The organism is Conexibacter sp. SYSU D00693, assembly GCF_017084525.1.
Taxonomy (GTDB): domain Bacteria; phylum Actinomycetota; class Thermoleophilia; order Solirubrobacterales; family Solirubrobacteraceae; genus Baekduia.
On record NZ_CP070950.1, the window covers coordinates 1,170,044 to 1,183,297 of the forward strand.

Genomic DNA, 13,254 nt, shown 5'->3' on the forward strand with positions numbered 1-13,254 from the left:
GGGGGTTCGACCCCCGCCGCCGGAGTCCTCCCCTTCTTATGACAAGCCGGACACGATGGCCCGGAACGCGTCGCCGCGGGCCTCGAAGTCGGCGAACTGGTCGAACGACGCGCAGGCCGGCGAGAGCAGGACGACCTCCCCCGGCCGGGCCGCCGCCCGCGCCGCCGCGACGGCGTGCTCGAGGTCGCCGCGCAGCTCGCCGGTGCCGATCGCCTCACGGATCAGCTCGGCGTCCTCGCCGATGAGGTGCACCGAGGCGCAGCCGGCCGTGGGCGCGCGCAGCGGGCCGAAGTCCTGGGCCTTGCCCTGCCCGCCCAGGACGAGGTGGACGGGCTCCTCGAAGGACTGCAGCGCCACGAGCGTCGAGGCGACGTTCGTCGCCTTCGAGTCGTTGACGTAGACCACGCCGTCGACCCGGCCCACCTCCTCGAGGCGGTGCGGCACGCCCGCGAAGGTCCGCAGCGCCTCGCGGACGGCGTCGAGCTCGATCCCCCGCGCCAGCGACACCGCCGCCGCGGCCATCGCGTTGGCCAGGTTGTGGCCGCCTCGCAGGCGGACCTCGTCCTCGCCCATGAGCCGCGCGCCGCGCCACCGCAGGTCGCCGTGCTCGTCGAGGCGCAGGTCGTCCTCGGCCTCCTCGCCCCACAGCACGACCTGCGCGCGGCCGCCGACCATGCCGACCAGCTCGCGCGGCACGACCGCGACGTCGCCGGGGCCCTGGTTGGCGAAGATCCGCGCCTTCGCGCCGCGGTAGTCCTCGAAGGTCCCGTGGCGGTCGAGGTGGTCGGGCTGCACGTTGAGGCACAGCGCCGCGTCGGGCGAGAAGTCGACGGTGTCCTCGAGCTGGAAGGACGAGCACTCGACGACCGCCACGCCGTCCTCGGGCAGCGTGCCCACGACGTCGCTGAGCGCCGTCCCGACGTTGCCGGCGACGACGACCGGGATGCCCGCCGTGCGGTGGACGTGGCCGAGCAGCTCGACGGTCGTCGTCTTGCCGTTCGTGCCGGTGACCGCGACGACGGGACGTCCCAACGCCTTCCACGCGACCTCGAGCTCGCCGAGCACCGGGATCCCGCGCCGGCGCGCCTCCACGACCACCGGGGCCTCGCGCGGGACGCCGGGCGACTTGACCACGAGGTCGACGCGGTCCAACAGGGCGACGCCGTCGGTGGCGAGGTGCAGCTCGACGTCCGGGCCGAGGTCGACCTCCGGGGTGCCGCGGTCGGTGGCGAGCACGGTCTCGCCCTGCGAGCGCAGCAGCCGGGCCGCCGCGGCGCCCGACCGCGCGAGCCCGACCACCAGCGCGGTCACGTGATCGACTGCTGATAGATCGTGAACCCGCTCGCGGCGCAGATGCCGGCGAGGATCCAGAAGCGCAGGATGATCTTCGTCTCCGACCACCCGAGGATCTCGAAGTGGTGGTGGATCGGGGCCATCAGGAAGATCCGCTTGCGGAAGGTCTGGAAGCTGAAGACCTGGATGAGGACGCTCAGCGCCTCGACCACGAAGATCCCGCCGAGCAGCACGAGCAGCTCCTCGGTCTTCGTCATCACCGCGAGGCCGGCGATGACGCCGCCCAGGCCGAGCGACCCCGTGTCGCCCATGAAGATCGTCGCCGGGAACGCGTTGAACCACAGGAAGCCGACGCAGGCGCCGATGACGCAGCCGGTCAGCAGGGCGAGGTCCTCCTGGCCCTGGGTGATCCACGTGATCCCGATGTAGGCGAACAGGACGATCGCCGCGCAGCCCGCCGCCAGGCCGTCGAGGCCGTCGGTGAGGTTCACCGCGTTCGTCGTCCCCGCGACCACGAGGTAGATGAACAGCGGGTAGAAGACGCCGAGGTCGATCGTCGCGTCGATCGTGCGCAGGCGCAGCGTGTCGTCCAGGCCGGCCTGCTGCGTGGCGATCCACCACAGCCCGAGCGCGACCACGACCTGGCCCAGGAGCTTGTAGCGGCCGCTGAGGCCGAGCGAGCGGCGCCGGAAGATCTTCGTCGCGTCGTCGGCGAAGCCCAGCAGCGCGCAGGCGATCGCCGCCCCGAACACGCCCACGGACCGCCAGTCGTAGTCTGAGAGCAGCAGGAACGGGACCGAGATCGCCGTGAAGATGATGATCCCGCCCATCGTCGGCGTGCCGGCCTTCTCGTGGTGGCGCGCCGGGCCCTCCTCGCGGATGTGCTGGCCGAACTGGCGCACCCGCAGCGCCTCGATGAACTTCGGCGAGAGGAAGATGCAGATGAGCAGGGACGCCGTCCCGGCGATGAGGATCTCCCCCATCAGGCGATCGCCTCGACGACGGCCTCGAGGCCCACGCCGCGGGAGGCCTTGACCAGGACGGTGTCGCCCTCGCGCAGGAGCGTCGGGACCAGCCGGGCGGCCGCGGCGGCGTCGTCGACCTGGGCGTCGCCGCGCATGGCCGCGGCGCGCGGACCGACGGCGACGAGGACGTCGACGCCGAGCTCGCGGGCGTGGCGGCCGACCTCCTCGTGCAGGCGGCCCTCCTCGGGCCCGAGCTCGAGCATGTCGCCGAGCACCGCGACCTTGCGGCCCGGCGCGGTGGCGGCAAGGTCGTCCAGCGCGGCCCGCATCGACATCGGGTTGGCGTTGTAGCAGTCGTCCACGACGGTCACCCCGCCGCTGGTGGTCCGCCGCTGCCCGCGGCGGCCGCTCAGCGCGACCTCGAGGCGACCCGTCGGCTCGACGCCGACGGCGCGCGCGGCAGCCAGGGCGGCGAGGGCGTTCGTGCGCATGTGGGCGCTGGTGAAGCCGATGTCGAGGCCGTCCGGGAGGTCGCGGACGTCCCCCTCGGGACCGAACGTCGTCCAGACCACGTCGTCGCGCCGGTAGGGCTCGAGCAGCGCCTCGCCGTGCGGGACGACGGCCGTCCCGCCCGTTCGCAGGCCCCCGACCAGCTCGGCCTTCGTGCGGGCGATCGCCTCGATCGAGCCGAGCAGCTCGAGGTGGACCGGCCCGATGTTCGTGATGACGCCGACGTCGGGCTCGGCGATCGTCGCGAGCTCGGCGATCTGGCCGGCGCCGCGCATCGCCATCTCGAGGACGAGGACCTCGGTCCCCGCGGGCGCGCCGAGGACGGTGAGCGGCAGGCCGATCTCCGTGTTGAGGTTCTGGGCGGTGGCCACGACGCTACGGCCCTGCGCGACCATCGCCGCCAGGAGGTCCTTCGTCGACGTCTTGCCCGTCGAGCCGGTGACGCCGACGACCCGCGCGCCCAGCGCCCGGCGCCAGGACGTCGCAAGCCGCTGGAGCGCGGCGAGCGGGTCCGGCGCGGCCAGGACGGCGCCGTCGCCCGGCGCGGCCGCCGCCGCCTCGGCGTGCGCGTCGCCGACCAGGACGCCCCACGCGCCGGCCTCGAGCGCCTGCGGCGCGAACGCGCCGCCATCGACGTTGGCGCCCGGCAGGCCCGCGAAGAGCGCGCCGGCCGTGGCGTCGCGCGAGTCGATGGTCGCGCGGTCGGGCCCGCCGTCGCGCGCGCCGGCGCGGACCAGGCGGGCGCCGCCGGCCTCGGCGACCTGCTCAGGCGACCAGCCGCGCACGCAGCGCCTCCCGGGCGACCTGGACGTCGTCGAAGGGGACCTTCACGCCGCCCGCGAGCTCCTGGCCCTGCTCGTGGCCCTTGCCGGCGACGACCACGACGTCGCCGTCGCGGGCGGCCGCGACGGCGTGGCCGATCGCCTCGCGGCGGTCCTCGACGGCCACGACCTCGCCGCGGGCGCCGGTCGTGCCGGCGAGGACCTCGTCGATGATCGCCCGCGGCTCCTCGCTGCGCGGGTTGTCGCTCGTGACGACGACCACGTCGGCGTGCGCCGCCGCCGCCGCGCCCATGAGCGGGCGCTTGGCGCGGTCGCGGTCGCCGCCGGCGCCGAAGACGACGAGCACGCGGCCGCTGGTGAGCTCCCGCGCGGCGACGAGGACGTTGTCCAGCGCCTCGGGGGTGTGGGCGTAGTCCACGAGCACCGCGAAGCGCTGCCCCTCGTCGACGGGCTCGAAGCGCCCGGGCGCGGTGCGGGCGGTCGGCAGCGCGGCGGCGATGGTGGCGTCGTCGACGCCGAGGGCGCGGGCGGCCGCGACGGCGCCGAGCGCGTTGAGCACGTTGAAGCGCCCGGGCAGCGGGACTCGCAGCTCCAGGCCGTCGACGTCGACGACGCTGCCGGCCGGACCGGCCTGGACGCGCGACGGGCGCAGGTCGGCGTCGGCGTCCAGGGCGACCGTGACGAGCGCCGGACCGTCGAGCTCGCGGGCCAGCCGCGCCCCGTGGCCGTCGTCGACGTTGACCACCGCGGTGCGCGGTCCCGCCTCGAACAGCCGGCGCTTGGCGCGGAAGTACGCCTCCATGTCCGGGTGGAAGTCGAGGTGGTCCTGGGACAGGTTGGTGAACACGGCGACGTCCCAGTCGATCGCGTCGGCGCGGTGCAGCTCCAGCGCGTGCGAGGAGACCTCCATGGCGCAGGCGCGGTCGCCGGCGTCGACCATCGCCCGGAACTGGCGCTGGAGGTCGATCGCCTCGGGCGTCGTGCGCACCGCGGCGGTCTCGACCCCGCCGACGACCTGGGTCACGGTGCCGAGCAGGCCCGTCCGCAGGCCGGCCGCCTCGAGCAGCGCGCGGACGAGGTAGGCCGTCGTCGTCTTGCCGTTGGTCCCGGTGACGCCGCACATGCGCAGCTCGCGCGTCGGGTCCCCCGCGAGCCGGGCCGCAGCCGCGGCCATCGCCACGCGGACGTCGTCGACCACGACCTCGGGCACCCCGAGCCCGAGCGGGCGCTGCACGAGCAGCGCGACCGCCCCCCGCGCGACCGCGTCGGACGCGAAGTCGTGGCCGTCGCGCATGAAGCCGGGGACGGCGCAGAAGACCGTCCCGGGGCCGACCTGGCGGTTGTCGTAGGCCAGCGCGGTGACCTCGGCGCCCGGGAGGCCCGGGTCGTCGAAGAGCTCGGCCAGCAGCACGGGCGGGACGGTATCGGCCCCGCCTGCCGTCAGCGCGCTAGCGCGGCTCGATGCCCAGGTAGGGCAGCGCGAAGGCGGCGATCCGCCCGAACGCCGGGGCCGCGACCTCGCCGCCGTAGATCGCGCCGTGCGGCTCGTCGACCATGACGCTGATGAGCAGCTTCGGACGGTTCGTCGGCGCGAAGCCCACGAAGGACGCGATGTAGTTGGCCTTCGAGTACTCGCCGGTGGCGGCGTCGACCTTGTTGGCCGTGCCGGTCTTGCCCGCGAGGTCGTAGCCCGGGATGTGGACCTCGGACGCGGTGCCGCCCGGGGCGAAGACGCCCTTGAGCATCCCGCGCAGGGCCGCGGCGGTGTTCTGGGAGATCACGCGCTTGCCGCGCGGCGCCGCGACGGGCTCGCCGCCGATCGAGCGGACCATCCGCGGCGTGCGCAGGACGCCGCCGTTGGCGATCGCCGCGTAGGCCTGGGCCATCTGCATCGGCGTGACCGACTGGCCCTGGCCGATCGGCAGGTTGCCCATGGTCGAGCCGGAGTAGTTCTTCAGCAGCGGCAGGATGCCCCGCTCCTCGCCGGGCAGCGCGACGCCGGTGGGCCTGCCGAAGCCGAACTTGCGCATCCAGTGGTCGAAGCGCTTGTCGCCGAGCGCCATGCCGACCTTGATCGCGCCGACGTTCGAGGACTGGGCGAGGATCTCGGCGGTCGACAGCGTCACGGGCCCGCGCGGGTGGGACTCCTCGATCGTGCGGTCGGCGACCTGGATCGACGGCGGGAGGTCGAACTCCGTGTCGGGCTTGACCACCCCCTCCTCGAGGGCGCCGGCGACGGTGATCGCCTTGAACGTCGAACCCGGCTCGTAGGTCGCCCCGACCGCGCGGTTCTGCGTCGCGTAGGGCGGGGCCGCCCCCGGCTTGTTGGCGTCGACCGCGGGCCAGTTGGCCAGCGCGAGGACCTCGCTGGTCTGCGGGTCCATGACGACGGCGGTCGCGCCCTTGGGCGAGTACGTGGCGCCGAGGCCCTTGAGGACCTCCTCGACCTTGTCCTGGATGTTGGCGTCGATGGTCAGGCGGACGGTCTGGCCGGGACGCGCCGGGACGACGTCGCGCACGGAGACCGCGTCGCCGACGCCGTCGCGCACCCGCTGGCGCTTGCCGTCGTGGCCCTTGAGCAGCTTGTCGAAGCGGTACTCGAGGCCGCGCAGCCCGTCGCCGTCGAGCCCGACCGTGCCGAGGACCTGCGAGGCCAGCGAGTCGCGGGGGTAGGCGCGCGACTGGTTCGGCGTGACGTCGATGCCCTCGATCGCCAGCTCCTGGACCTTCTTGGCGCGCGACGCCGGCACCTGGCGGGCGAGGAAGACGAAGCCGGTGTCGCGGCGGGTGAGCAGCTCGAGGACCTCGTCGGGGTCCTTGAACAGCAGGGGCGCGAGCTTGCGCGCGACCGCGCCCGGGTCCTTGACGAGGTACGGCGTCGCCGAGATGTCGTCGGCGGGCTCGGACACGGCCAGCTCGACGCCGCGGCGGTCGACGATCGAGCCGCGGTCGGCCGGCACGACGTCCATGTGCATCTGCTGGCTCGTGGCGGCCTGGGCGTAGCGGTCGCCGCTGAGGACGCCGAGCTGGAGCGCCCGCAGGCCGGCGAGGCTCAGCAGGACGAGGAAGGCGGCGAAGAGGAGGCCGATGCGCCGCTGGACCAGCACGGCGCCTACCCCTGCGGCGCCGCGACGGCGCCCGTGGCCGCCGTGGTCGGGGCGGTCGGTGTCGCTGGCGGCGCCTGGGCCGCCGGGGCGGTCTGGGGCGTGGCGGTCGGGGTCGCGGCCGGCGCCGGGCCCTGGGCCTGCGTGGCGGTCGTCGCGGGTGGCGTGCTCGTCGTGGTCGCCGGCGTGGAGGTCGTCGTGCCGGCCGCCGGGGTGGTGGCGGTGGTCGTGGCCGCCTGGCTCCCCGGCTGCTGGGCCTGCGCGGCGGCGGTGCTGCTGCCGGGCTTGACCGGCGAGGGCGTGGTGATGCCCTTGGCGGCCGCGCGGGCGTCCGTGCGCTCGCCGCGGACGGTGACGTAGCGGAAGGAGCCGGCGGCGGGGACGACCATGCCCATGCGGCGGGCGGCGTTCGCGAGGCGCTCGCTGCTCTCGAGCTTCGAGACGTCGCTGCGCAGCGCGTCGTTCTGGCGCTCGAGCGTGGCGGAGGCCTCGACGGCGCGGCCGATGCCCGAGTTGAGCTTCAGCATCGAGACCTGCATGAAGACGATGCCCATGAGGCCGAGCGCGACCAGCGGCACCCAGCCGCTGCCGCGCAGCAGGCGGTCCAGGACGGGTGCGTCGGGCAGCGCACGCAGGCGGGCGACGGCCCGGGCGCCGAGCGTCGGCTGGGCCGCCGGCGGGCGGGCGGGCCGGCGGCGGCTCGGCGCGGGCGCGGCGGCGGGCTTGGAGCGGCGACGGCGGACGGCCGGCGCCGGCATGGTCCGCGTCCCGGCGTAGGTCCCTGCGGGCGGGGTCACGCCGCCACCTCGAGCTTGCGCGCGACGCGGAGCCTCGCGCTGGCGGAGCGGGGGTTGGCCGCGACCTCCCCCGGCGTCGGGGCGATCGAGCGGCGGGTGAGCAGCTCGGCCTCCGGCTCGTGGCCGCACCGGCACACCGGGAGCCCCGGCGGGCAGATGCACCCCTGCGCGCGGGCGGCCAGGAAGCGCTTCACGCGGCGGTCTTCGCCGGAGTGGAAGGAGATCCCTGCAAATCGGCCGGTTCCGGGACGCAGGAGCTCCCAGGCGAGCGGCAGCGCGGCGTCGAGCTGGCCGAGCTCGTCGTTGACCGCCATGCGCAGCGCCTGGAAGGTCCGCTTGGCCGGGTGGCCGCCGGCGAAGCGCGCGGCCGCGGGGATCGCGCGCGTGATGACCTCGACGAGCTGGGCGGTCGTGTCGAGCGGACGGGCGGCGACGACGGCGCGGGCGATGCGCCCGGCGTGGCGCTCGTCGCCGAGGTCGCGCAGGACCCTGGCGAGGTCGCGCTCGTCCCAGGTGTTGACGAGCTCGCGGGCGTCGAGCTCCTGCTCGGGGTCCATCCGCATGTCCAGCGGCGCGTCGTAGGCGTAGGCGAAGCCGCGGCCCCACGTGTCGACCTGCATCGAGCTCAGGCCGAGGTCCGCGTAGACCAGGTCGGCGGTCAGGCCCTCCTCGCCCAGGAGCTCGAGGCCCTCGGCGAACGACGCGCGCACGTAGCGCAGCTGGCAGTCGACCTCGGCGGCGAGCGCGTCGAAGTGCTTGCGGGTCGTCGGGTCGCGGTCGATGCAGACCAGGAGGCCGTGCGGGCCCAGGCGCTCGGCCACGAGCCGCGCGTGGCCGCCGGCGCCGAACGTGCAGTCGACAGCGACCTCCCCGGGCTGCGGGTCGGTGAGGTCGATCAACTCGCCGGCGAGGACCGGGACGTGCGACGCGGTCATGTCGTAGGGGATGGTGGCGACGGCGGTGGCGCTCATGCGTCCACCCCGTCGAAGCTCTGGCTGATCGCGAGGACGTCCGCGGTCAGGCTCTCGTTGTAGTCGGTCCAGGCCTTGCGGTCCCAGACCTCGAGGTGGTCGTCCGCGCCGATCACCGTGACCTCCTTGCCGAGGTTGGCGTGGTCCATCAGGAACTGCGGCACGCCGACGCGCCCGGCCGAGTCGAGGTCGGTGGGCTGCGAGTTGGCGGCGAAGAAGCGCTTGAGCTTGGTGGCGTTCTGGCTCATCGGGTGGACCCCCTCGAGGGCGGCGCGCCGGTAGCTGTCGTAGCCGGCCTTCGGCCAGATCGCGACGCAGGGCTCGGTGGCCTTGGCGAGCACGACGCCGTCCTGGAGGAGCTCGCGGAAGCGGGCGGGCACGGTCAGGCGGTTCTTGGCGTCGAGGGAGTAGTCGGCGGTGCCGTCGAAGGCCATGTCGCGAGGCCGGGAGGGAGTGCCGGGCCGAGGTGGAGGAGTGGGAGGAGCCCCTCCACCCCGGTCCAGCTGTCGGCACTTGTACCCCACTTCCTCCCACTAGGCAACCCCACTTGCACACTTTCCCCCACCGACGCCTCTCAGCGGTCGGCGTGGGTGGACGAATGGCCGATGGATGCAGGGCTTTCGCGCGGTGGGAGACGGTGGTGGCCGGAGGTCCGCCGGAGCGCCAGCCGCGTTGCAGAACGCGCCCACGCACGGCGTCTTGCACGCGATCGGCCGTTCCGTCCGCCGGAGGTGCCCTCGGGTGGGGCGTCGTGGGAGACCGGCGGGCGTCCGACACCTGCCGGAGCGGCAGGGGTCAGACGCCTGCGGTCAGGTGACGCGCTGGAGGCGGGGGTTCGGGCGCTCGCCGCGCCCGACCTTCGCGCAGGGGCGGCCGTCGACGCGGACGATGTCGGCGGTGAAGTCGTTGGCCCCGCGCACGAGCGACGAGCCGACGCCGTAGGAGTCCACGGGCGCGCCGGCCTCTTCGAAGTGGCGGATCTTGTCGACGGTGAAGCCGCCGGACGCGACGATCTTCACGTGGCCGTGGCCCGCCTCGTCGAGGGCGGCGCGCACGCGGCGGGCCAGCTCGACGTTCACGCCGCGGGGCGCATCGTCGCCCAGGTCCCGCAGCGACTCGTCGACGAGCGACTCGCTGGTGTCCAGCCGCACGCCCCAGAGCTGGTCGCCGAGCGCGTCGGCGACCGCGACGGCCGTGCGCGGCGAGTGGTTCTCCCAGTCGACGAGGACCGTGACGTTCATCTCGCGCGCGTAGCGCCCGGCGAACGCCCGGGCCGCCGCGACGGTGTCGCCGCCGTAGGCCGCGATGAGCGCGTGCGGGACCGTCCCGATGCCGCGTCCTCCCCACCACGAGGCCTGGGCGTCGGTCGAGACGCCGATCGCGCCGGCGATGTGCGCGGCCCAGCCGTCGCCGGTCTGCACGAGCCAGTGGTCGTGGCGGGCGGGGAAGAACAGGATCGGCTTGCCCTGCGCCGCGGCGACGACGTCGCGGACGTTGCGCATGACGAGCGAGCGGCGGGCCAGGCAGCCGAGGTAGACCGTCTCCAGGTGGGCGAACAGCGCGTAGTCGCCCTCGATCGTGAGGACCGCCTCGTGGGGCGCGATCTCGTCGCCCTCGAACAGCGCGTGGACCTCGAGCTCGTCCCACCCGGGACGCCACGTGCCGTCGGCGTCCTGCCGGCCGCTTCCGAGCTTCAGGATCGCCAGCGCCTCGTCGATGCCGCCCAGCAGCGAGCGCTGCTTCTGGAAGACCTGCATGAGGACTCGCGGGTGGTGGCCCTCGGCCTCGAGGAGGTCCTTCGTCGTCGTGAAGTACGCGTCGGAGAACCAGCCTTCACGCAGGCGGCCGACCGGCAGGTTGAACACCGCGGGGTCGAGGCGGCGGCGCTGGGGACCGGGGGCCATGGGCGGCGACCCTACCCGGCACACCGCCGCTGCCCCGGGGGTCAGAGGAGGCTGTGCACCAACGACGCGGCGACGAGGAGCAGGACCGCGGGCACGAGCAGCAGGGCGACGACGAGCTGGATCTTCGGCGCCGCGCGGGCCGCGTCGTCGCGGATGCGCCGCGCGCGCTGGGCGCGCGCGTCGACCGCGAGCGCCTCGAGCGCGGCGGCGGGCGGCGCGCCGTGGCGGTCGGCACGGAGCAGCACCGCGACGAGGGCGGCCACCTCGGGCAGCGGCGCGCGCAGCGCGAGGCGCTCGAAGGCCGCGGCGCGCGGCTCGCCGAGCTCGATCCGGGCGGCGGTCGCGCCGAGCTCGGCGGCGAGCAGGCCCGCGCGGCGGGCGCCGACCTCGCCGAGCGCGCGGGTCGTGGGCAGGCCGGCGTCGAGGGCGACGCGCAGGAGGTCGAGGACGTCGGGCAGCTCGAGCGCCAGCCGCTGCGCGCGCCGGCGGGTGCGGCGGCGCAGGACGAGGTCGGGCAGCGCGAAGGCGCCGGCAGGCAGCGCGACGAGGACGAGCAGGCCGGTCCGGCCCGGCGCGGCGGGCAGCAGCGCGAGGCCGAGCAGGAGGCCCGCGGCGGCGGCACCGCCCTTCGTCGCCATGACGTCGGCCGCCCGCCGGGGCTCGAGGCCCGCCGCGTGCAGGCGGGCGCGGAGGTCGGCGGGCGCCCGCGGGACGCCGAGCGCGCGGCCGAGGCGCAGGAGCAGCGCGGTGAGCGGGCGCCTGGAGGCCGCGCGGTGCGCGGGCGCCCGCTCCGCGGCGAGGTGCTCCGCGAGCTCGACGACCCCGGCCGCCGCGCACCACGCGGCGGCCACGGCGAGCATGACGGCGGGCGTGACGGTCATGCCTCCCCCACCCGCGCCATGCGCGAGACGGCGACGAGCGCGGCGGCCTGCAGCGCGACGCTGCACAGCAGGAGCGCGAGGGTGATGGGCGAGCTCGCGAGGCCGGTGAGGTAGCCGGGCGAGGCCAGCTCGGCCAGCCCCGCGGCGACGACCGGCAGGCCGCACACCAGGTGGGCGGTGAAGCGCGCCTGGGCCGTCAGGGACCGTGCGTCGGCCTCGACGCGCCGCCCCTCCTCCTGGCGGGCGGCGATCGCGCGCAGCAGCGCGGCGAGGTCGCCGCCCGTCGCGCGCTGCAGCAGGACCGCGGCGACGACGGCGTCCCACGCGGGGTCGCGGGCGCGATCGCGCAGGCGGTCGAGGACCGCCTCGGTCCGTGCGCCCACGGCGAGGGCGGCTCCCGCGGCGGCGAGCTCACGGCCCGCCGCGCCGGGCACGCCGCCGTGGGCGCCCGCCGACGTGACGGCTCCCCGCAGGCTGTGGCCGCCGGCCAGCGCGTCGGCCATCGCGCGGGCCGCGGCGGGCGCGCCCTCGGCGAGGTCGCGCCGCCACCGCGCGCGGCGGGCCGCGACGAGGCGCGAGACCGCGACCGGCGCCGCGGCCGCGACGAGGAGGCCGAACACCGGACCCGCGAGCAGCCAGCCGCCGGCCAGGGCGGTGCCGGCTCCGAGGAGGACGAGCCGGCGGCGTTCGGCGCTGGTCGGCTCGCGGCCCGCCAGGCCGGCGAGGCGCAACGGGGCGAGGAGCCGTCCGGCGACCCGGCTCGCGCTCGCCTCGTGCAGGGCGCCCAGCAGCTCCCACGCGCCGCCGACCGCGCAGGCGCCGGCGACGAAGGCCAGCAGCGCGGACCGCGTCACGCCGCGCCCTCGAGCCGGGCGGCGAGCGCAAGGCTCGCGGGCGGGCGGACCACCGGGCGACCGTCGCGCAGGCTGTAGAGCGGGCGGGTCGCGGCACCACCGGCCAGGCGCACGACCTCGCTGACGGCGACCACGCGGCGCGTCCCGTCGGCCAGGCGCGACTGGTGGACCACGAGGTCGACGGCATCGGCGACCTGCTGGCGGATCGCCTCGTGCGGCAGGCCCACGCCGGCCATGAGCGCCAGCGTCTCGAGCCGGCGCACCGCCTCCTCGGGCGAGCCCGCATGGACCGTGGACAGCGAGCCGTCATGGCCCGTGCTCATCGCGGCGAGCATGTCGAGCGCCTCACCCCCGCGGACCTCCCCCACGACGATCCGGTCCGGGCGCATGCGCAGCGCGTTCTTCATGAGGTCGCGGATGCCGACGGCCCCGCGGCCCTCGACGTTGGCCGGGCGCGCCTCGAGCCGGACGACGTGGGGCTGCTGCAGGCGCAGCTCGGCGGTGTCCTCGATGGTCACGATCCGCTCGTCGGCCGGGACGAACGACGAGAGCGCGTTGAGCACCGTGGTCTTGCCCGACCCGGTGCCGCCGCAGACGAGGATCGAGCAGCGCCCACGGACCGCGCGCTCGAGCAGCTCACGCAGCGGTGCGGTCCAGGAGCCGCTCGTCACGAGCTCGTCGGGCCCGAGCGCCCGGCGGCGGAAGCGGCGGATGGTGAGCAGGGGGCCGTCAGGCGCCAGTGGCGGCAGGACCACGTTGACCCTGGAGCCGTCGGGCAGGCGCGCGTCGCACAGCGGCTCGGCCTCGTCCACCCGGCGCCCCAGCGGCGCGAGGACCCGCTCGATCGCGTGGCGCAGGTCGGCCTCGGTCGCGAAGCCCGCGTCCGCGGGCTCGAGCCGGCCGCGCCGCTCGACCCACACGGGGCCCGGGCCGTTGACCAGCACCTCGTCGACCTCGGGGTCGGCGAGCAGCGGCTCGAGCGGCCCGAGCCCGAAGGACCGCTCCCCCACCCGCCGCACGAGCTCGTCGCGGGTCGTCGCGTCGAGCACGCCGGCCTCGCGGTCGACCAGCGCCCGGATCCGCTCGGCCGCGCTGCGCGCCGGCGCGGGTCCCGCGGTGGCCGCGTCGGCCAGCAGCCGGTCGCGCAGCTCGGCGGCGAGGACGTCCAGGGCGTCGGAGGGGTGCACACCCTC

At 75.8% G+C, this 13,254-nt stretch carries 12 protein-coding genes; all 12 read right to left on the reverse strand.

From position 1 onward, the window contains the following. Positions 1-36: 36 nt before the first annotated feature. On the reverse strand, positions 37-1,311 hold the full coding sequence (gene murD, locus JUB12_RS05895; RefSeq protein ID WP_205698696.1) for a UDP-N-acetylmuramoyl-L-alanine--D-glutamate ligase: 1,275 nt from the start codon (positions 1,309-1,311) through the stop codon (positions 37-39). Next, positions 1,308-2,276, reverse strand: a complete 969-nt coding sequence (gene mraY / locus JUB12_RS05900) for a phospho-N-acetylmuramoyl-pentapeptide-transferase (RefSeq protein ID WP_205698697.1) — start codon at positions 2,274-2,276, stop codon at positions 1,308-1,310. The genes murD and mraY overlap by 4 nt, the downstream gene beginning before the upstream one ends. Continuing rightward, positions 2,276-3,553, reverse strand: a complete 1,278-nt coding sequence (murF, locus tag JUB12_RS05905) for a UDP-N-acetylmuramoyl-tripeptide--D-alanyl-D-alanine ligase (protein ID WP_205698698.1) — start codon at positions 3,551-3,553, stop codon at positions 2,276-2,278. Before murF ends, mraY begins: the two co-directional genes overlap by 1 nt. After that, positions 3,534-4,961, reverse strand: coding sequence for a UDP-N-acetylmuramoyl-L-alanyl-D-glutamate--2,6-diaminopimelate ligase (locus tag JUB12_RS05910; RefSeq protein ID WP_205698699.1), 1,428 nt, complete (start codon positions 4,959-4,961; stop codon positions 3,534-3,536). Before JUB12_RS05910 ends, murF begins: the two co-directional genes overlap by 20 nt. A 37-nt stretch (positions 4,962-4,998) precedes the next feature. Next, a complete protein-coding gene (locus JUB12_RS05915) occupies positions 4,999-6,657 on the reverse strand; it encodes a penicillin-binding protein 2 (protein ID WP_205698700.1) in 1,659 nt (552 codons plus the stop codon). Between the two features lie 5 nt (positions 6,658-6,662). Then, a complete protein-coding gene (locus tag JUB12_RS05920) occupies positions 6,663-7,451 on the reverse strand; it encodes a hypothetical protein (protein ID WP_205698701.1) in 789 nt (262 codons plus the stop codon). Continuing rightward, positions 7,448-8,422 (reverse strand): 16S rRNA (cytosine(1402)-N(4))-methyltransferase RsmH, encoded by a 975-nt coding sequence (gene rsmH, locus JUB12_RS05925; RefSeq protein ID WP_241004435.1) that lies wholly within the window; start codon positions 8,420-8,422, stop codon positions 7,448-7,450. The genes JUB12_RS05920 and rsmH overlap by 4 nt, the downstream gene beginning before the upstream one ends. After that, entirely contained in the window at positions 8,419-8,856 is a 438-nt protein-coding gene (gene mraZ / locus JUB12_RS05930; protein WP_205698702.1) for a division/cell wall cluster transcriptional repressor MraZ, read from the reverse strand. Before mraZ ends, rsmH begins: the two co-directional genes overlap by 4 nt. A gap of 375 nt (positions 8,857-9,231) precedes the next feature. After that, positions 9,232-10,326: a quinolinate phosphoribosyl transferase gene (locus tag JUB12_RS05935; protein WP_205698703.1), complete on the reverse strand. Its 1,095-nt coding sequence runs from the start codon at positions 10,324-10,326 to the stop codon at positions 9,232-9,234. Between the two features lie 41 nt (positions 10,327-10,367). After that, on the reverse strand, positions 10,368-11,207 hold the full coding sequence (locus JUB12_RS05940) for a type II secretion system F family protein (RefSeq protein ID WP_205698704.1): 840 nt from the start codon (positions 11,205-11,207) through the stop codon (positions 10,368-10,370). Next, the gene (locus tag JUB12_RS05945; protein ID WP_205698705.1) at positions 11,204-12,061 is read right to left on the reverse strand and encodes a type II secretion system F family protein; all 858 of its coding nucleotides are present in this window, start codon (positions 12,059-12,061) and stop codon (positions 11,204-11,206) included. Before JUB12_RS05945 ends, JUB12_RS05940 begins: the two co-directional genes overlap by 4 nt. Next, entirely contained in the window at positions 12,058-13,248 is a 1,191-nt protein-coding gene (locus JUB12_RS05950) for a CpaF family protein (protein ID WP_241004436.1), read from the reverse strand. Before JUB12_RS05950 ends, JUB12_RS05945 begins: the two co-directional genes overlap by 4 nt. Between the last annotated feature and the right edge of the window lie 6 nt (positions 13,249-13,254).